At 61.0% G+C, this 19,186-nt stretch carries 19 protein-coding genes and 3 tRNA genes; 16 read left to right on the plus strand and 6 right to left on the minus strand.

All coding sequences use genetic code 11. The annotated features are described in order from the left end of the window. The first annotated feature begins 113 nt into the window (after positions 1-113). A complete protein-coding gene (selD, locus tag NFG57_RS01535; protein ID WP_045994662.1) occupies positions 114-1,151 on the plus strand; it encodes a selenide, water dikinase SelD in 1,038 nt (345 codons plus the stop codon). Continuing rightward, positions 1,148-2,254 carry a tRNA 2-selenouridine(34) synthase MnmH gene (mnmH, locus tag NFG57_RS01540; RefSeq protein ID WP_348815194.1) on the plus strand — a complete coding sequence of 369 codons (1,107 nt, stop codon included), beginning with the start codon at positions 1,148-1,150 and terminating at the stop codon, positions 2,252-2,254. Before selD ends, mnmH begins: the two co-directional genes overlap by 4 nt. On the opposite strand, the gene NFG57_RS01545 is transcribed toward mnmH, so the two are convergent. Next, positions 2,251-2,940, minus strand: coding sequence for a type 1 glutamine amidotransferase (locus NFG57_RS01545; protein WP_108131591.1), 690 nt, complete (start codon positions 2,938-2,940; stop codon positions 2,251-2,253). The two genes, mnmH and NFG57_RS01545, sit on opposite strands and share 4 nt — an antisense overlap. A gap of 71 nt (positions 2,941-3,011) precedes the next feature. Between NFG57_RS01545 and NFG57_RS01550 the strand changes: the two genes are divergently transcribed. Next, positions 3,012-3,305, plus strand: coding sequence for an MGMT family protein (locus tag NFG57_RS01550; RefSeq protein WP_045994664.1), 294 nt, complete (start codon positions 3,012-3,014; stop codon positions 3,303-3,305). A gap of 124 nt (positions 3,306-3,429) precedes the next feature. Beyond that, entirely contained in the window at positions 3,430-4,014 is a 585-nt protein-coding gene (locus NFG57_RS01555; protein WP_045994665.1) for a YjaG family protein, read from the plus strand. A 107-nt stretch (positions 4,015-4,121) separates the two neighbouring features. On the opposite strand, the gene hisF is transcribed toward NFG57_RS01555, so the two are convergent. From hisF to hisB, 4 genes are all read right to left on the minus strand, one after another. Beyond that, the gene (gene hisF, locus NFG57_RS01560) at positions 4,122-4,895 is read right to left on the minus strand and encodes an imidazole glycerol phosphate synthase subunit HisF (RefSeq protein WP_045994666.1); all 774 of its coding nucleotides are present in this window, start codon (positions 4,893-4,895) and stop codon (positions 4,122-4,124) included. 9 nt (positions 4,896-4,904) lie between these two features. Continuing rightward, positions 4,905-5,645 carry a 1-(5-phosphoribosyl)-5-[(5-phosphoribosylamino)methylideneamino]imidazole-4-carboxamide isomerase gene (gene hisA / locus NFG57_RS01565; RefSeq protein WP_108131090.1) on the minus strand — a complete coding sequence of 247 codons (741 nt, stop codon included), beginning with the start codon at positions 5,643-5,645 and terminating at the stop codon, positions 4,905-4,907. A gap of 134 nt (positions 5,646-5,779) precedes the next feature. Further along, positions 5,780-6,421 (minus strand): imidazole glycerol phosphate synthase subunit HisH, encoded by a 642-nt coding sequence (hisH, locus tag NFG57_RS01570; RefSeq protein ID WP_045994668.1) that lies wholly within the window; start codon positions 6,419-6,421, stop codon positions 5,780-5,782. Between the two features lie 100 nt (positions 6,422-6,521). Beyond that, positions 6,522-7,115: an imidazoleglycerol-phosphate dehydratase HisB gene (gene hisB / locus NFG57_RS01575; RefSeq protein ID WP_045994669.1), complete on the minus strand. Its 594-nt coding sequence runs from the start codon at positions 7,113-7,115 to the stop codon at positions 6,522-6,524. A gap of 173 nt (positions 7,116-7,288) precedes the next feature. On the opposite strand from hisB, the gene NFG57_RS01580 reads away from it, so the two are divergent. From NFG57_RS01580 to NFG57_RS01610, 7 genes are all read left to right on the plus strand, one after another. Beyond that, a complete protein-coding gene (locus NFG57_RS01580) occupies positions 7,289-7,738 on the plus strand; it encodes an acetyl-CoA sensor PanZ family protein (RefSeq protein ID WP_045994670.1) in 450 nt (149 codons plus the stop codon). After that, on the plus strand, positions 7,735-10,095 hold the full coding sequence (locus NFG57_RS01585; protein WP_348815195.1) for an AsmA family protein: 2,361 nt from the start codon (positions 7,735-7,737) through the stop codon (positions 10,093-10,095). Before NFG57_RS01580 ends, NFG57_RS01585 begins: the two co-directional genes overlap by 4 nt. A gap of 154 nt (positions 10,096-10,249) precedes the next feature. Further along, on the plus strand, positions 10,250-11,329 hold the full coding sequence (gene mutY, locus NFG57_RS01590) for an A/G-specific adenine glycosylase (RefSeq protein WP_231498413.1): 1,080 nt from the start codon (positions 10,250-10,252) through the stop codon (positions 11,327-11,329). 180 nt (positions 11,330-11,509) lie between these two features. After that, a complete protein-coding gene (locus NFG57_RS01595) occupies positions 11,510-11,782 on the plus strand; it encodes an oxidative damage protection protein (protein WP_045994673.1) in 273 nt (90 codons plus the stop codon). A gap of 95 nt (positions 11,783-11,877) precedes the next feature. Beyond that, positions 11,878-11,953 (plus strand) — tRNA-Phe (locus NFG57_RS01600). Between the two features lie 7 nt (positions 11,954-11,960). Beyond that, positions 11,961-12,035: transfer RNA gene (locus NFG57_RS01605), tRNA-Gln, on the plus strand. Between the two features lie 72 nt (positions 12,036-12,107). After that, positions 12,108-12,183: transfer RNA gene (locus NFG57_RS01610), tRNA-Thr, on the plus strand. A 154-nt stretch (positions 12,184-12,337) separates the two neighbouring features. Here NFG57_RS01610 and NFG57_RS01615 read toward each other — a convergent pair. After that, positions 12,338-12,913, minus strand: coding sequence for a hypothetical protein (locus NFG57_RS01615; RefSeq protein ID WP_348815196.1), 576 nt, complete (start codon positions 12,911-12,913; stop codon positions 12,338-12,340). 638 nt (positions 12,914-13,551) lie between these two features. On the opposite strand from NFG57_RS01615, the gene NFG57_RS01620 reads away from it, so the two are divergent. The 5 genes from NFG57_RS01620 to NFG57_RS01640 all read left to right on the plus strand — a co-directional run bounded on the left by NFG57_RS01620 (position 13,552) and on the right by NFG57_RS01640 (position 19,184). After that, entirely contained in the window at positions 13,552-14,634 is a 1,083-nt protein-coding gene (locus tag NFG57_RS01620) for a hypothetical protein (RefSeq protein ID WP_045994473.1), read from the plus strand. Positions 14,635-14,773: 139 nt separating this feature from the next. After that, positions 14,774-15,892, plus strand: coding sequence for a hypothetical protein (locus tag NFG57_RS01625; protein ID WP_222515776.1), 1,119 nt, complete (start codon positions 14,774-14,776; stop codon positions 15,890-15,892). A gap of 76 nt (positions 15,893-15,968) precedes the next feature. Beyond that, entirely contained in the window at positions 15,969-17,576 is a 1,608-nt protein-coding gene (locus NFG57_RS01630; RefSeq protein ID WP_348815197.1) for an ATP-binding protein, read from the plus strand. A 77-nt stretch (positions 17,577-17,653) separates the two neighbouring features. Next, the gene (locus NFG57_RS01635; protein ID WP_348815198.1) at positions 17,654-17,911 is read left to right on the plus strand and encodes a hypothetical protein; all 258 of its coding nucleotides are present in this window, start codon (positions 17,654-17,656) and stop codon (positions 17,909-17,911) included. A gap of 4 nt (positions 17,912-17,915) precedes the next feature. Beyond that, the gene (locus tag NFG57_RS01640; RefSeq protein WP_348815199.1) at positions 17,916-19,184 is read left to right on the plus strand and encodes a DUF6638 family protein; all 1,269 of its coding nucleotides are present in this window, start codon (positions 17,916-17,918) and stop codon (positions 19,182-19,184) included. Positions 19,185-19,186 lie beyond the last annotated feature (2 nt).

Consider the following 19,186-nt stretch of genomic DNA (forward strand, 5'->3'; position numbering starts at 1 on the left):
CCCTGATCACAGCCGGTTACCCGGGTTGTGATCAGGACGATGGTGACTGCGCCGTGCCGATTCCGCCGGTCCTGCTGGTGTAGAATGGGCCCATCATTGCCAAGGAGACTTCCATGAGCGCCATCCGCTTGACCCAATACAGTCACGGTGCCGGCTGTGGCTGCAAGATCGCCCCCGATGTGCTCGACAGCATCCTGGCCAAGGCCGGCCCGGGAGCGAGCCACTCGAAGATGATCGTCGGCAACCAGGGACGCGAGGACGCCGCCGTCTTCGACCTGGGCGACGGGCGCGGCATGATCAGCACCACCGACTTCTTCATGCCGATCGTCGATGACCCCTTCGACTTCGGCCGCATCGCCGCCACCAACGCCATCAGCGACGTCTACGCCATGGGCGGTGACCCGGTGATGGCGTTGGGCATTCTGGGCTGGCCGCTGGACAAGCTGGGCGCGGACATCGCCGGTGACGTGGTGGCCGGGGCTCAGGCGGTATGTCGTGAGCTGGGCCTGGCGCTGGCGGGCGGCCACTCCATCGATGCCCCGGAGCCGATCTTCGGTCTCGCGGTCAACGGTCTGGTGGAACTCAAGCACCTGAAGCTCAACAAGGGCGCCAAGCCCGGCGATCTGCTGTTTCTGACCAAGCCGCTGGGGGTGGGCATGCTGACCACGGCGGAGAAGCAGGGGCTTCTGGAAAGCGGTCACCATGGCCTGGCGCGGGAAACCATGCTGATCAGCAACCGTATCGGTGCCGCCCTTGCGCGCATCGAAGGGGTGCGTGCGATGACCGACGTCACCGGCTTTGGCCTGGCTGGCCACCTGTCCGAGGTGTGCGCGGCCAGTGGCGTGGCGGCTCGCATCGACTTTCGCCGCCTGCCGCGCCTGGCCGAGGCCGAGGCTTACCGGCGCCAGGGCGCGGTACCCGGCGGCACCCGTCGCAACCGTGACGCCCTGGGGGCCAGCCTGCCGCAGATGGATGAGGCCCACTGGCAGTGGCTGTGTGATCCGCAGACCTCGGGCGGTCTGTTGATCTCGGTACACCCGTCCTGGGAGGACGATGTCGAGCGGGTCGGCCGGGAGTTTGGTATCGAGCTTGCACCCTTCGGCGAGGTCGTCGAGGCCAGCGGTGAGGCGCTGATCGAGGTGCGCGGATGAAGCTGCCGCTGGTCCCGGCGGATCCCGCCCTGCTGGTCGAGGGGCGCACCTTGATCGACGTGCGGGCGCCGGTGGAGTTCGCCCAGGGCAGCCTGCCCGGGGCGGTCAACCTGCCGCTGATGAACAACGAGGAACGCCATCAGGTCGGGATCGCCTACAAGGAGTCCGGCCAGCAGGCCGCCATCGCCCTGGGCGAGCGGCTGGTGTCCGGCGAGATCAAGGCCGCGCGCATCGAAGCCTGGAAGCGCCAGCTCGAGGCGGCCCCGGACGCCATCATCTACTGTTTTCGGGGTGGCCTGCGCTCGCAGATCGCCCAGCGCTGGCTGCTTGAGGCCGGCGTCGAACGACCACGCATCGAGGGTGGCTGGAAGGCCATGCGCCAGGCGTTGTGCGCACGCATCGATGACGCCGCCGCCCAGCCCATGCTGGTGGTGGGTGGCCTGACCGGCTGCGCCAAGACGTCCATCGTGCAGGCCCTGGACAACGGTCTGGATCTGGAGGGCTGCGCCCGTCACAAGGGCTCGGCCTTTGGTCGCCATCCACTGATCGCCCCCAGCCAGATCGACTTCGAGCACGCTATGGGCCTGCGGCTGCTGTCATTGCACGGGCCGCTGGTGCTGGAAGACGAGTCGCGCCACATCGGCGCGGCCAATATACCGCTCGAGTTCTGGCGGGGAATGGAGCCGGCGCCGAGGATCCGCGTCGAGATGCCGCTGGACTGGCGCCTCAACCAGATCCACAAGGACTACATCGACGACCTGTGGACGATCTATCGCAATCAGTTCGGCGAGCGCCTCGGCTGGTCACTGATGCGCAAGCAGTTGTCGACGGCGCTGGGGCGACTGAAGAAGCGCCTGGGCAGCGCGCGACTGGCCCGCCTGCAGCGGCTGCAGGCGCTGGCCTTCCGCGAGCACGAGGCCGGAAACCGCCAGGCCCATGAGGCCTGGCTGGCGCCTTTGCTTACCGAGTACTATGACCCCATGTACCGCTACCAGCTGGAGAAGCACTCCGAGCGTCGCTTCCTGCATGTCGGTGACTGGGACAGCTGCCTCGAGTTCGCCAAGACCTGGAGCCAGCAGCAGCGGGACGCGGTGGCGAATTAGACGTCCGGTGCTGTGCGCAGCCACTGGCTCAGCAGGCGATCCAGCAGCGGCGCCAGGGTATCCAGTCGCCGGGCCTCGGCAAGGATCGTTTCTGGCGACTGGGTCCTGGGGCTTGCGTCGGCGCCTTGCGGCAACGGCATCGTCTCGAGAAAGGCCGTCAGGCTCTCCTGGTGATGATGCAGGTGGCAGGCCAGGCCAACCACCCGGCCGGCGTCCCAGGCGAAGCCGAGCACCGGGCTTGTCGGCGTGCCGCCCAGCGGCAGGGCGTCATCGGGTAGTCCGAACACCTGGCGATGCCACAGCAGGGCGGGGAAGTCGTCGGGCAGGTCGAAGGGGCTGTCGTCGGCCAGGCTGACGGTCTGCCAGCCGGCTTCGGCCTGGGTGCCGCGGCCCACCGGAGCGTCCAGCGCTTCGGCGATGCGCCGGGCGCCGGCGCCGAGCCCGAGCAGCGGCTTGTGGCCGTCGAGCATCTGGTCGATCAGCTTGCGTTCGGCCTTGAGCCAGGGTGCCTGGTCGCGGTCCTCGAGATCGTCGAGGATGATCAGGGCGTCGCAGTCCCCGGGGCGCGGCACCAGCTCACCGTCGTAGAGGTGGAAGACGGTGAAGCTGTGGCCCATGCTGGCAAGCCAGTCGCCGATGCGTGCGGGGCCCAGGTCAGGATGGTGCTTGAGCAGATGAAGGTGCATGGGGGCCTCGCTCAGATTGAGGGTGGGCGGCGCCATCCCTCGATGAAAATGCAACCAGAACGAAAGGTTACATGAATCCGGACGTCCGAGAACAGATTCTTACCATCATCAGCGAGATTCCTTCGGGGCGGGTGACCAGCTACGGACGCATCGCCGCCATGACCGATGGGGCCAGCGCACGCATGGTCGCGCGGGCGCTGCGCGATCTGCCGTCGGGGCATGAGCTTCCCTGGTTCAGGGTGGTGACGGCCTCGCGCAAGCTCGCCGACCACGGCGGGGCCGACGAGCAGCGCAAGCGTCTGATCGATGAAGGTGTGGCCTTCGATGAGCGTGGACGGATCGCCCAGGAGCGCTTCTGGCCTTGAGTCGCCCAGTCCGCTTTCGGCCATCGCCGTTTTCCCGACATTCGACACGCGACCCTCGACTCTCGCCCCTTGAACCTTGAATAAAGGGACCGGCAGCCCGTTTATTGCCAGCACAGGAGCCATCATGGCAAAGCCAGGATTTCACCAGCGCCTGCAGGCGCTGACTCTACGTCAGCAACAGGCCTTCATGGCCGCGTTGACCGAGCGCATGCTGCCCAACTATGCGCTCTACGCCGATACCAGCGGTCACGGGGATCTGGCGGGCATGAGGGCGATCCTCGACCTGGTGTGGGAGCAGTTGACGGTCAAGGACGCCAAGATCGACTTCGATCTCCAGGCCGAAAAGCTCGGCGAGCTGGAGCCTCCTCAACAGGACGACAGCTTCGGCGCCCGTCGTGCCCTCGATGCGGTGGTCGCGCTATCGGCGATCCTCGATACCCTGAGAGGCGATGCGCCGGACGCGGTGCTTGAGGTCAGCAAGGTCTCGAAGGCGGCGGTGCGCTCCTTTATCGAGCTGACCGAGGGGGAGGATGACGCCGAAAAGCTCGCGCAACTGGTCAAGCAGCACCCGTTGATGGAAGACGAGAACGACTTTCAGGATGCGGCGCTGGAGGCGGCCGAGGAAGAGCCGAGCAAGAAACACGTCAAGGCGTTGAGAAAGCTCGGACGCAACGGTGGTGTCAGCAATCTGGGGCTGACCCTGGACTGAGGTCGGTTTCAGTCCGTACAAACGACCACCCCCGCCGGGCTACCCGGCGGGGGTGGTTGGTTGCTGGCTCTGCAAGCCCTGGCTGAAGAGCCAGCCAAAGGCGTCGGTCAGAGGCGCATGGTGATGCCCTTGTCGGCCATATAGCGCTTGGCCTCGGGGATGGTGTACTCGGCGAAGTGGAAGATGCTGGCCGCCAGCACCGCATCGGCGTGGCCTTCGGTCACGCCCTCGACCAGATGGTCGAGGTTGCCGACACCGCCGGAGGCGATGACCGGCACCGCCACCGCATCGCTGATGGCGCGGGTGACGCCCAGGTCGAAGCCGGCCTTGGTGCCGTCGCGGTCCATGCTGGTCAACAGCAGTTCGCCGGCGCCGTACTCGACCATCTTCTTGGCCCATTCCACCGCGTCGAGCCCGGTGGGGCGACGGCCGCCGTGGGTGAAGATCTCCCAGCGCGGGGCTTCGCCTTCCTCGCTGACGCGCTTGGCGTCGATCGCCACCACGATGCACTGGCTACCGAAGCGCTCGGCGGCTTCACGTACGAACTCAGGGTTGGTCACCGCTGCGGTATTGATCGAGACCTTGTCGGCGCCGGCGTTGAGCATGGTGCGGATATCGTCGCAGGTGCGGATGCCGCCGCCTACCGTCAGCGGGATGAACACTTCGCCGGCGATGCGCTCGACCATCTCCACCGTGGTATCGCGGTCCTCGTGGCTGGCGGTGATGTCGAGAAAGGTGATCTCGTCGGCACCCTGCTGGTTGTAGCGCTGCGCCACCTCCACCGGGTCGCCGGCGTCACGGATGCCGACGAAGTTGACACCCTTGACCACACGGCCGGCGTCGACGTCGAGACACGGAATGATGCGTTTGGAAAGAGCCATGGAGCCTCCTCAGCCTTGGGTCAGTTCGTCGCACAGGCGCTGCCCTTCGGCGACGTCCAGGCTGCCTTCGTAGATGGCGCGTCCGGTGATGGCGCCGAGAATGCCCGGCTCGCCAGCCGCCACCAGGGCGCGCAGGTCATCGAGGTTGGTCACGCCGCCGGAGGCGATGACCGGAATGCCACCGTCCCGGGCCAGGGCTGCCGTGGCCTCGACGTTGACGCCGTTCATCATGCCGTCGCGAGCGATATCGGTGTAGACGATGCTGGAGACGCCGTCGTCGGCAAAGCGCTTGGCCAGATCCACCGCCATCACCTCGGACACCTCGGCCCAGCCGTCGGTGGCCACACGGCCATCATGGGCGTCGAGGCCGACGATGATATGGCCGGGGAAGGCGCGACACATTTCGGTCACGAAGTCAGGCTCCTTGACCGCCTTGGTGCCGATGATCACCTGGGAGACGCCGGCCTTGAGGTAGTGCTCGATGGTCTCGGCGCTGCGAATGCCGCCACCGATCTGGATCGGCAGATCGGGGTACTGGCGGGCAATGGCGGTCACCGCCTCGCCGTTGACCGGACGCCCCTCGAAGGCGCCGTTGAGGTCGACCAGATGCAGGCGCCGCGCGCCGGCCTCGACCCAGCGAGCGGCCATGGCGACGGGGTCGTCGCCATAGGTGGTGGCCTCGTCCATGCGGCCTTGCTTGAGACGAACGCACTGTCCGTCCTTGAGATCGATGGCGGGAATTACCAGCATGTTGTGTCCTCGGGGTGCCTTTTCAGGGGCGTGCCAGTGTGATCGATGCAGGCAGGGCGTAGGCCGTGCCGATGCAGATGTCGGGCGGCGGCCAGGGCAAGCGAGCGCCTGCCCGTCCGGCGCTCAGGTCTGGGTCAGGGGTTCCACTGGACAAAGTTCTCGAGCAGCCTGAGGCCGGCACGAGCGCTCTTTTCCGGGTGGAACTGCACCGCAAAGGTGGCGTCACGACCCACCGCCACATGGGCGCTGACGCTGCCGTAGTCGGTGGTGCCGAAGACCTCGGCGTCATGCTCGGCGGCCACATAGTAGCTATGCACAAAGTAGAAGTGCGAGCCGGGCTCGATACCCTCCCACAGCGGGTGGGCGTTGGGCTGCGCCACCAGGTTCCAGCCCATGTGCGGGACCTTCAGGCGAGCGCCGTCACTGTCCTGCATGTCCAGCGGAAACCGCTTCACCTGACCGGCGAGGTGGCCCAGGCAGTCGATGCCGCCGTTCTCGTCGCTGTGGTCCATCAGCATCTGCTGACCCACACAGATGCCCAGCAGCGGCTTGGACTGGCTGGCCAGCAGCTCGCGAACCAGGCCGCTGAGCTCGGTACGCTCCAGTTCGCCCATGCAGTCGCGGATGGCGCCCTGTCCCGGTAGCACGACACGGGTCGCGCCCTGGATCGAACGAGCGTCGCGGGTCACCAGCACGTTCTCGTGGGTGACGTGTTCCAGTGCCTTGGCGACGGAATGGAGGTTGCCCATTCCGTAGTCGATGACGGCAATGGTCATGAAGCGCTCCTTGGTGGTTGGCCCGGAGGGGCGCCGCTGCCGGCGACCGCCTCGCTTGGTGTCTTGTCGTCTTGTTGCTGTTGGACCGCAGCCGGCGGCGTTAGAGGCTACCCTTGGTGGAGGGCAGCTTGCCGGCCATGCGGGGGTCCTCGGCGGCGGCCATGCGCAGGGCGCGGCCGAAGGCCTTGAAGATGGTTTCCGCCTGATGGTGGGCATTGAAGCCCTTCAGGTTGTCGATATGCAGCGTGACCTGGGCGTGATTGACGAAGCCCTGAAAGAACTCCCAGAAAAGCTGGGTGTCGAAACGCCCGATGGTGGCGCGGGTGAACTCGACGTTCATGGACAGGCCGGCACGGCCGGAGAAGTCGATGACCACCCGGGACAGTGCCTCGTCCAGCGGCACATAGGCGTGGCCGTAGCGATAGATGCCGCGCTTGTCGCCGATGGCCTGGTTAAACGCCTGTCCCAGGGTGATGCCGAGGTCCTCGACGGTGTGGTGGTCGTCGATGTGCAAATCGCCGTTGACGCTGATGTCCAGGTCGACCATGCCGTGGCGGGCCACCTGGTCGAGCATATGGTCGAGGAAGGGAACCCCGCTTTCACCCTTGAGGTTGCCCTCGCCGTCGAGGTTGAGGGTGACGCTGATCTGGGTTTCCTTGGTGTCACGGCTGACCGTGGCAATACGCTCGGACATGTCGTCTCCTGCGCTCACGCGCATGTCGGAATTGGGGGCCTTGTTTCTAAGGTGGGCCGGTCGCGGTGCGAGGCGCACAAGACAGCCATTATAGTGAATCGGCACCCCCATCCGCTACAATGCAGCCATTCCAGTGGCGGCCGTCGCCGCCCTCCGGCCAAGGGAGACAGCGTATGCCGGTGACCCTCTTTCGCGTCGACCAGGATGTCTGGGACGCCGATGAACAGGTGCGGATCGATCTGACCCGCATTTATGCCGATGCGCCGGAGGAGCGCATCAAGCTCCCGCCGGGAGCCTACGTGACCCGCCAGCTTGAACATGGCTTCTTCTGGGCGGCGCGCTTCAATGATCGCCTGCTCGGTGCCGTCGCCGTCAGTCCTGGTGACGGGCGCTGGCGCATGTTCGACCTCTGTGTTCGCAAGACCACTCGTCGGCGTGGCGTGGGCTCGCGCCTGCTGGCGCTGATCAGCGCTGCCGCCAACCGTGACGGCGTGGCGCTGAGCGTGGCCGGTTCGCAGCTGACCCTGGCCGACCAGATGCTGCTAAAGCGTCTGGGCTATCAGCTGACGCGAAGCGGCGATGATTTCCAACTCGATCTGCCCACCGGAGAAAGCGGCAAATGAAACGACTCGTAAGAACCCTGCTGGCGGTCGTCGGCGTCCTCGCCCTGGTCACGGTGGGCGCGGTGGTCTACGTCACCACCTTCTTCAACCCCGAGGACATGAAGCCGAGGCTGGTGTCCGTGGTGAAGGAGCACACCGGGCTCGAACTGTCGCTGGAAGGCCCATTGGAGTGGTCCTTCTATCCGCGCATTGGTGTCAGCGTGGCCGAGGCCGAAGCGCGCCTGCCGGATCAGGCGGATGACGCCCAGGCCTTTGCTGCCTTCTCCGAGGCCTCGGTCAGCCTGGCGTTCACACCGCTGTTGCGCGGCGAAATCGCCATCGATGGCCTGACCCTGGATGGGCTGTCGCTGAATCTCGAGCGCGACAGTGATGGCACCGGCAATTGGGAGGCGCTGCTCGAACGCCTCGAAAACAGGGCCGATGACGCCGAAAAGGCGCTGGCGCCGGCCAGCGCAGGCCCCAACCCGGATGATGAAGGCGGTCTGTCGGTGGCCCTGAACATCGCCAGCGTCGAGGTGACCAAGGGCCATCTGAGCCTGGTCGATCATCAGGCCGGCCGCGAGTGGCAGGCCGAGAAGCTCACCATCAACGGTAGCAACGTCAATCCGGATACCGCCTTTCCGCTCAGCTCCACCTTCCAGCTGAAGGTGTTCGACCAGCTCGATGGCGGCGGTGAGGGCGAAACAACGGAAGAGCGCACCCCTGGCCTGCAAAGCGATGTCACCCTGGAGAGCGACGTCAATCTGGGTCTCGCCGACAGCCGCCACGTGCTCAGCGACGTGACGCTGGAGACCAGTACTCTGCTGGCCGGTGCCTCGGAACCCCAGGAGGCGACCCTGACCAGCGACGAGGTGGTGCTGAACCTTGGCGAGCAGCGTCTGCACATGGCGCCGAGTCAACTGGACGCCAGCCTGCTGGCACCCCAGTTAGGCGAGAAGCGTGTGGCCATGACGCTGTCGTTCCAGCTGGAGTCGGATTACGGCGCCGGCACCGCCCAGCTGCGCGATATCGCCTTGAGCGGCCCCGATGGTCTCTCGCTCAAGGGGAATCTCAACCTGAAAGAGCTGAATTCGGCGCCACGCTATGACGGCCAGGTGCGTCTGGCACCGTTGTCGCTGCGTGCCTGGCTTGCGCGCATGGACGCCATGCCCAGCATGTCCAGCGACGAGGCGCTGTCGGAAGTGGCGCTGACCAGTCCGGTGGAAGGCACCCTCGAGCAGCTCTCGCTCAATGGCCTGACGCTGGTGCTCGATGACAACACCTTCTCCGGTTCCCTCGGCGCACGCTTCGATGGCACCCGGGTCGATCTCGATCTGGAAGGCGACCGCCTCGACGCCGACAGCTATCTGCCGCCGCCCGAGCAGGACACCGCCGCCAACGGCATTCCCGGCATCGCGTCGGCGCTGGCCCAGGACCAGGACGGCGCACCGGCGATCCTGCCGAAAAGCTTTCTGGCCGGGCTGGACGAGAGCGTATCGCTGGCGCTGGGTCAGCTGATCCTGGGCGGCCAGCGCTACCAGGATGTGTCCTTGAGCATGCAGGGCGAGGGTGGCAGGCACCGTCTGACCGGCTTCGAAGCGGGCTTCCATGAAGGTCGGCTTAAGGCCACCGGGGTGCTCGACGCCAGCGGCGATGACCTCGCCTGGCAGCTGGCGCCGGAGGTCGAGGGCGTGCGTCTGGAGTCGTTGCTGACATCGCTTGGGCAGGAGCCCGCCCCGCTCAGCGGCTCGCTGCATGCCAGTGGTGAACTGACCACCCGCGGCAACGCTCGCCATGAGCTGACCCGTCACCTCAACGGCACCCTGGACACGCGGATCAACGAGGGCAGCATTCCCCGCGCCAATATTTCGCGTCAGCTGTGTACCGCCGTGGCGCGCCTCGAAGGCGAGCAGACCACCCGCGAGTGGAGCGAGAACACCCGCTTCGAGAACATCAGCGCGCGCTTCACCATCCGTGACGGCGTCGCCCAGAACGACGACCTGCTGATCACCCTGCCGGGTATCGAGGTCAGTGGTGGTGGCCAGCTCGATCTGGGCAGCCAGCGTTTCGATGCCGACGGGGCGGCGCGCTTTGTCGACACCGCCGATGCCGCCTGCAGCGTCAATCGGCGTCTCGAAAAGGTGCCCTTCCCTGTGCGCTGCGAAGGCAGCCTGGAGGGTGACAGCAGCCAGTGGTGCGGCTTTGACGCCGACGCCTTCAAGGCCAATCTGGGCGAGCTGGTCGCCGAAGAGGCCCGCTCCCGCGTCAACGAGGAAGTCGAGGAGCGGCTGGGCAAGGAGCTCGAACGTCTCGACGAACGCATCGGAGAAGAGGCGGGCAAGGAACTTCGTGACGCCGTCCGTGGTCTATTTAATTGAGCATCAAGCAAGCCAGTCACTGCGCCGACCTCCGTGTCGGCGCTTTTTTTCGTGTCTGACTTTTGAGTGATGATAACTAATTGGTTTTATGAAATATTTATCAGAAGTCTCTGGCCCTGACAGTCGGGCGAAAGGCGACAAGGATAGCGGTCGAGTGTCGCCGCTGCTCAGTACAGAGGTGTTTTCCCGGCGCCTGCTCGACTGGTTCGATGTGCACGGTCGCCACGATCTTCCCTGGCAGCATGATCGTACTGCCTATCGGGTGTGGGTCTCGGAAATCATGCTGCAGCAGACCCAGGTTGCTACCGTAATTCCCTATTTTGAGCGGTTCATGCAGCGCTTTCCTGATGTAAAGGCCCTCGCCGAGGCCAGCCAGGATGAGGTCCTTCATCTGTGGACCGGGTTGGGCTACTACGCCAGAGGCCGGAATCTGCACAAGGCGGCCCGAGTCGTGGTGGAACAGCATGCAGGCGAGTTTCCCACGGACAGCCTCGATGCCATGGCCGCGCTGCCCGGCATTGGCCGCTCGACCGCCGGGGCGATCATCGCCCAGAGCACCGGCAGGCGAGCCGTCATTCTGGATGGCAACGTCAAGCGCGTACTGACGCGCCTGCACGCGCTGGAAGGCTGGCCCGGTCGGCCAGCGGTGGAACGCGAGCTCTGGCACCTGGCCGAGCACTACACGCCGGAACAGCGAGTGGTGGATTTCACCCAGGGCATGATGGACCTTGGGGCGACGCTGTGCCGCCGTGGCCAGCCGGACTGCGAGCGCTGCCCGTTCGCCGATGTCTGTGTGGCCCGCGCCCGAGGGGAACAAAAGCGCTTCCCGGAGTCCAAGCCGAAGAAAGCGATCCCCTTGCGCCATACCCGCATGCTGGTGCTGAGCGACGAGGCCGGGCGCATCCTGCTGGAGCAGCGGCCTTCCCAGGGGCTGTGGGGCGGGCTGTGGGGGCTTCCCCAGTTCGACAGCGACGCCGAGATCGATGCCTGGCTCGATACCCACGCGCCAGGAGCCGAGCGAGACGAGCCTTGGTCGAGCTTCGTTCATGTGTTCAGTCACTTTCGCCTGGAAATCACGCCGGTGCCGGCACGTGGCGGGCGTGTCGATGGCGTTGCCGAGGGACGGCTGTGGTATGACCCCCAGGCGCCGGAGTCGGTGGGGCTTGCCGCACCGGTAAAGAAGCTGCTCGCCTCACTTGCTCCCTTTGCCTTGAGCCAGCCACCGTCGCGTTGACGTCCGTGCTGCCCCCCCCCCCGTGCTGCCCCCGCGCTGACCTTGGCGCACAGGGAGCCCGGGACGAGCGCCACGGCTCTGCAGCAACAGAACGCTTAAGTCTGGGCGGGGCACACTGCTATCCTCGTGCCAGCAGGCCACACCGTAGCCAGCAGGCCGTACCATAGAAAGGAGACCGCCATGAGTCAGACCGTGTTTTGCCGCAAGTACCAGAAGGAGCTCGACGCCTTGCCCTTCCCCCCGCTGCCGGGCAAGAAGGGGCAGGAAATCCAGGCGAGCGTGTCACGCCAGGCCTGGGAAGAATGGCAGGCGCTGCAGACCCGCCTGATCAACGAGAAGCATCTGAACATGATGGACCCGGCCAACCGCGAGTACCTGATGGAGCAGATGGAGCGCTTCTTCGACAATGAAGAGACCGACCGCGCCGAGGGCTATGTCCCGCGTGACGCCTAGCCTTGCGACGCCTTGAAAAGCGCTCGCCATCATTTTGAAAGAAAAGGGGTTGACGGAAAACGGAGGAATTGGTTTAATACGTCGCGTTGGCAAGGGGCCAGATAGCTCAGTTGGTAGAGCAGGGGATTGAAAATCCCCGTGTCGGCGGTTCGATTCCGTCTCTGGCCACCAACTCTGCTGGGGTATCGCCAAGTGGTAAGGCACCGGTTTTTGGTATCGGCATGCGCAGGTTCGAATCCTGCTACCCCAGCCACGCCAACCCCGTTTCGGGTGAGACGCCCAAGGCGTAACACCAGAGCAGCAAGCGACCTTCCGGTCGGCCCGAGCCGGCATAGCTCAGTTGGTAGAGCAACTGACTTGTAATCAGTAGGTCCCGGGTTCGACTCCTGGTGCCGGCACCATCTAAAAGATGGTTATGGATCAACGACTTGCTGCAACATCAAAACCGCCCCTAGAGGCGGTTTTTTTGTGCGTGGGTGAATCATGGTGTCGTGCCCGGCAGCGCGGGTGTACTTCAGGCGTTCGGCACCTGCGCAGGCACTTTTCGTACAAGTCCTAACGCTTGAGTTCGTCTCTCAGCGTCCTGACCTGCGCGATGTCCAGCCCCGACAGATCCGCCACCGTCTGGTCATCTAGCTGAGTCCGCTCGATCATGTTGCGGGCGACCTCCAGACGAGCCTTCTGTTCGCCCTTCTGTTCGCTTTCCATCAGGCCTTCCTGACGTCCTTGCTTGCGGCCTTCCTGACGTCCTTGCTTGCGGCCTTCCTCACGTCCTTGCTTGAGGCCTTCTTCAAGACCCTGTTGCTTCCACTGCTCGGACCATCGTTTTGCACGCTCGGCCAGCATGTTGTGTACCTCATTGAGTTCGTTAAGATTCTGCCACTCGGTTCCCTCGCTCTCGGGTATCCAATTGGGCAGCAGCACGCGCTTGATCCAGATGGCGAAGTGACGGCGCAGACGAGTCTGGTCCGGCGCTTCGAGCCATCTTGCCAGCAGCCCGATCAGTTCGACCGCCTCCCTGGTGCCACGGTGGTGTTCCAGCCGAAATATGGCGGCTACCACGTTGCGTGCCTCCGGCGACCAATGCTCCGAGTCCACGATGGCGCCTTCGTCCAGCAGAAGATAGGGCATTCGTGGGCGGTATCGCTCCAGCTCCCTGGGCACGCTTTGCACGAGGTCCGATACGTCGACGCGGCGTTCCAACGCTTCTCTCCATTGTAGATGAAGCCTGTCAGGAGGACTCGATATTGAGCATTGATTGCCCGGGTTAGGCTGTAGGAGATGGTTTTACTTATTGATCCACATCATGAAGTTGTATGGCTTTCTCGATGGCGCATTATTCTTGGTGGCGAGATTGACCTGATGTTTGTTTGTCTCTTCTGTTTCCCGCCCACCATTCATGAATCATTGTTGTTGTGTGTGGCAGCTAGCAATGGCCAGTCATGATGGTAAATCATGTGTTTTTTGTATGTTTATGGGTGAAATCTTACAGGTTTGCCACATCCGGGATTAGGCGATGCTTTGAAGAAGATATCGCTGATATTGCAAAGTTTACGTGTACTTTTATTCAAGACGTAGGAATAGGATGGGAGAGAAAGTCGTCCTGACTGAAGGTGTGCAGGTATATCACAGGACACATGGTTTTCTCGAAAAAATGTGGCGTTTTGGTTGCTGTATAACTCAAAAGCGGTATAGGCGCAGTCAAGGTTAGGATTTGGGTCGCGCTAGATGCCTTTTATCCGGACAGATCACAGGGAAATATCGAAAAAATGAAGAAATCCCATTTCGATACCATGATTGAAGAATCGAGCAACAAGGTGAAAGAGTCGCAGCGAAAAATCGCCGAAGTCACTGCCAGTGTTGAAGCAGCTCGTGCCCGCGCAGATGCAGGAGACTCAGTAGGCTTCAACATCGAAGTTGCTACCTTGGATGACGTTCATGCCCACACCGAGACCATGAACGCCAATATCGCAGAGTTGATCATGGGGCTTGATGACACTACTGCCGGTTTTTCCAAAGATTTTGACGAAATGCGCAACAAGTCCAGTATGGAGAAATTCGTCGGAATCTTTAGCAAGGGAAAGGCTGAGTCCATGCGTCAGGAGCGAATGAGGAGCGCAAGCATAGACGAAAAGCTGCAGGACCTTATCGCCAAATCCGACATCATCGTAAAGCTTCTGGATGGCCAATTACAGGAGCTCGAGAGCCAGCAGGAAAAGGTCCAGAAGAATCTGGAACGATCGCTGGGTGATAGAGAGGCAGCGGTAGCAGAGCTTGAGTCGCTGAGAGCCGAAATAGAGGCACTTGACCCACAGCTCATCGATTTGGAGAGCAAGATATCCGTGGAGCAGGATGCAGCGCAGCGTACTCGCCTGGAAACCGAGCTTGCAGACACGAATACACGCTACAACGCGCTGGTCCAGGATGAACAGGTCAGCATCTCCCGCTCGCAAACGCTCGAGCGCTACATCGAGAAGGGGAAAACCTGGTTGGACAGTCTTCAGAATCAGGCAGCGACTCAAAAGGTGCTGATCAACAAGCTCCAGACAGATACTCAGCAAAGAGTTGTGCTATACGACGCCCTGAGTAAGTCGTTGAAGACGGCTCAGCAGCAGGACGTAGCGCACAGGATCAACGAAATTGGCTCCCAGACAGACCAGGAAGCTCAGACTGCGATGGCGGGCATCGGCAGTGCAACCAACCAGCGCATGGCCGATATGCTCGAAGCACATGAAGGCCAGATGGTGTATGCAAGAGACGTCCTGGAGAAAAAGGCCCGCGCTGACGAGCGCTTTGCTCGGAGATTTTCAAAGATCGTCGAGAAACATGACAAGAATCTGTATGGACGTTGAGGGGCAGGTTCCCCATCACTCGAGACGTGATAGGTAGAGGTTTTATACCAGCCTCCTTCTGGAGGCGATCATTCGGTGAATGATGTCATCGTTAAATGAGAATGATGTGCTAGCCGGTACTCGCCGAAAAGAGGGTGCGATGGATTCGTCAGATTGTGATCATCTTGAGTTAGCTGACGTGTATGCTTCGCGTCATTACTTTCGGAGATTCAGCGAGATCCTCCAGCGGCTCGAGAGAGTGGCGGCAGCCATGCATGCCAGCGATCAACTGAACCGCATAGATGCAAGAGCACTGACGGATTATCTGAAGCGCCTTGATTTTACCTTTGACGCGTTGAGCACCAAGTATTTGATGGTGGGGCAAACCCCCTCCCGTAGTCTCGGTAGCCTCACCGTGGACAGACGCGAGAGTGGCTTTCCGGTCGCCAGCGAGTTGATGCGTATGGCTAATGACGCTCAGCAAGCTTCACGCCATCTGACAAATATGCCAAGTACACGCGAACTCAAGGCTCAGATGATTCGCACCATCCTTGGTGAGTGCCGTTCGCCTACCCGACTTCAGTATGCCATGTCCCAGCGACTCTATTACGAGGAAATCTCTCGAGGCGCTCTTTTCTGGATTCAAAATGACCCTCAGTGCGAGATGCTGGACAGTGACGGTGGGCGAAGGCGTTTTTTCATCCATTGGGCTGTCTACGACAGCCAGGTCAATCTACCTGTCATCTACTTGATGGAGGTCGATGACAGTGGTTCTGCCCCTCTGCCAAAAGACGAATACCGTTGGCCAGCTGTCCAGGCTCACCTGATGGCCCAGTCCCTTGCTGGACTGACATTGCTGACCATTGCCCGTGGGTTGGATGCGGACTTCGATGACGTTCATCCAAAACGGCTCCACCGCTATCACATTGGGCCCATGTACTCGTCCTCCTATACCGAGCAGGCCGGACCGTTGCGGCAGATTCTCGAGCAGGCCTGTCCAGGGGGAGAGGACGATTGGGCCTTGGCCTGGACCCAGGAGGAGCTCGATAGTGATGGGACGCAAGAAGAACGTAGTGGATGGTTCAGTAAGGTCGAGCGCGAAATCTTTGCCCTGGACCCTTTCTCTGATGGTGCGGGTCACTCCGGAGCTACTCGTACGTTACGCTCCATCATTTTGCCTCAGCGTCCGTTTCAAGTCCTGGCTGAGCTGGCCCCCTCCGGGTTTGCCGATGTGCAGAAGTTTGTGGTCAGCCCATCGGGTCAGGTGCTGCACTTATAACACGATGACGGCGCCGTCCCGAGGTGCGAAGCAACAATAGATAACCGTGGCAGGAAGGCCCGGTAGCGAGGGATTCATGAGTCTTGACAGCGATCAGATGGAACTGCGCGAAGATGATATCCAGAGGCACTACGCTGCGGCTGAAAGGATGCTGGAGGGCTTTGATCACAGTCCCCGTATCGCCCGCCCACGGCAGCAGCTTACGCTTGACGAGAAAGAAATATCTCCAGGTATAGGTCGTACTCGCAGGCTTCGATCGACCACGCCGGGGCTCGCCACACGCTCCACGGGGCGCCCGGATGGAGTGCACTTGGGCGAACGGATAGCGACAAGCAATGGAGGAGACCCATTGATGTCTCCGCTCCAGGCGACCGTCCAGCATGGCCTCCGGCGATCCATCGCGATTGCTCTGGCGATTGGCGAATGCTGGGCCGAGCGCAATGGGTTGCTGGAGCTTAAACAGGCCAGTCTCTCTGGCTCACTGGCTTCATCGCGGCGTACCGAGTTCACGGAGCTGCTTGCCGCCGAGGCGCTGATCTCCACCCATGTTCTTGCCAACGCCTTGGCATGGCTATTGCTCGATCATGGCAGCGAGACACAGGTTGAGGTGGGCGAGTTACAAGAACTGGTTACTGACAACGCTCAACTGGCTCTTCATGGTGTCTTGTGGGAACTGGATCAGATTGTCGCTTTGCATGCCAGCGATGACGTTCACCTTGTTGCCGCCCTGCTTGCCTGGACCGAACAGTTGTTGGAGAAGGTGGTTCTAAGGGCAGAGAACGCTCCGCGACTGGGAACCTTCACCGCCAGCGTATGGAGAGTAGAGACAGATAGGCTCACATTGAGAGGTTTCGAGCCGGCGCGTCGAGGTGGATCCAGTAATTTGAACATGGTGTTCAAGCGACCTGAAGAGGTCATCGGTAATCATATCGCCAAGCACCAGGCGCAGAGGCTTGCCCGTATGGTGATGGCGTACGACTTTGAACGTCGCATGAACCCCTTCGCCGAGCTGGGAGGTTTTATCTTCACCTTCATGGGGGACGGTAAACCAGGCACCGGCAAGACCACTCTGATCCAGATGATGGCGGGATTGATTCATGACTACTGTCAAGTGGCGGGTTACCCCTTTCGCTACCAGAACTTCGGTGTTGACAATATTGACAGTTATCAAGGCAAGTCGGGACAGAACGCCAAGGCCTTCATTCATCATGTCATGGATCCTTCGGTGATAGGATTTGGAACTATTGATGATATCGACCAGATTGCGGGAAAACGCGGTGACCGTCAGTCCTCCGCCGGGCAGCAGGAGGTGACTGCCGTGTTGATGGAGGCATTTGCCGGCGCCAATACCGTGGTAAGAGGGAATTGTACTTTCGGAATGTTTTCGAACTATCCGGAAAATGTCGACGACGCTCTTCGCCAGCGGGCGGGTGCCAGATTTCTGGTTGATGGACCAAAAACCAGAGAGGACTATATCGATATTCTGCATCTTTTGCTGGGCAGTCACCATGGTATCCCACTCGGAAAGCACGAACTCTATTCTTCTCAGGGCATAAAGCAAGCAATCGTTCAATCCTTTTCTTCCTACAATAGGCCTGCTGAGCCACGCCTGAAAGAGGCTCTTAACGAGTTTTCGAGAAATTCGGCGATATTGATTCAGTTGCTGCTTTGGGGACATATCTGAAGGAGATTCAGCAGGTTGATGAGAGATTTACCGGCCGCGCAATAAAAAACATAAGCGACGCGGTTAAAGTTCGCTCGATGGATTTCGATATACCTGATGAGTGGATGGAGGTTCCGGATGTCTTTCTGGCCAAGGACTATGAAACGAAGAAGGCGATGATTTCAGAGCTTCGTGTCCCGATCACTTCAAATATGGTCCTTCAGGAAATCAATCGCTACGCCGACAGCGAGTTTCGCTATGCAGGAAGCTCCGATGAAGCAGCGATTGATGCCTTGGTACGTGATATGGAACGTCGTCACGAAGCTCAGCGTCGCTTCCAGGATGGCAGAGGGTGATCCTATGCAGCGGCTGATCGAAAGTGGTCTGATGTATTCCAATCTTTTCCACGTCGACTCGCCTGTGTTGGTGGATCGCTACAACAGAGCACTCGAGCATCTGACTGGTGCGACCACCCAGCTTTCCGAGTTTCATGTTGATGTTTCCGGGTATTCCCCGGAAGTTGGTTCAGAGTTGGGTGATCATCAGTACTTGAATCATGGCGGAGTCAATCGTCAATTCATTCTATTGAGTAACGAACAAGGCCGATGCCCCTTGCTCAACGCCCATTTTTCCACCAGTCGACAAATCTTGAACCGATTTATCAGAGAGAACGAACGACAACTATTTGCCTTGACAGCGACCGACGCCATAGCCGGTGAATTGGAGAATTCTGTTTTCAGTGTCGAGAGCCCCCGGGACCTTTTCGATATTCGTCAAATCAGGGTGGTTGCGGACACGACGAATGGCACCATTGCCAAGGCGGGCCACCTTGCCAGGCTGGTGGATCGTTTCCACGATGAGAAGGATGGCTGGTTCAATGAACAACTGATCAACGAAATGATCGAAGTTGCTCGTTGTACTGGTGATGTCACGCGGAACCCGGTCCAGCTCCAGCATGCTGTCTTCGAGCAGAGGAATTTCTGGACGTCTTTGTTTGGCGGTCTGTATATCTTTCAAGATATGGAGAAGCCGAGTGTTGTCGTGCGCGAAGAGAAGTACCGGCGCCAGCTGCCGTCGGCGCTTGTAATGCTGCTCGATGATCGACGTGATGTGGCCCGTTTTTTGAGTGACAACGAGCTTGTCGAGACTGTCGTCAAGTTTCCAGGCGATGAGGGTGTTGCTGTCCTGCGCCGAAAGCTGGACCTTATGCTTGGTCTGGAGTTGGCGAAAAAATCTGTTGATTCAACTGGACATGCCGGGTCTCGACTACGTCGTCTTGCGGCCCGCAATGGCGTCTCACTACCCATGGAGTATGAAGGGCTGGCGTCCATTGTCCGGTGGGCAGAGGCCGGTGGAACAAGGCCAAAGGTCGGCATAAGTCATCCCGCCTACTTTGCTACCCTTCGTGCTGCTGACACGCCGGTGAAGGATCTGGTCAATATGCTGCTGGCGGAACTGGTTCCTAATGACGTTCTACAGCTCTACATTTGTCACAAGGATGAGTTCTATCGCCGCTACCGCAGCTGGCCGCGTGAGGTCAGAGATTTTTCCGTCGATGCTATTGTTCGTGAGTATATCTCTGATAAAGGCTCCGCTCGCGCCATGCTATTTGGCAGTAACGAGGAATAATG

It is taken from the genome of Halomonas sp. H10-59, assembly GCF_040070555.1.
Taxonomy (GTDB): domain Bacteria; phylum Pseudomonadota; class Gammaproteobacteria; order Pseudomonadales; family Halomonadaceae; genus Halomonas; species Halomonas litopenaei.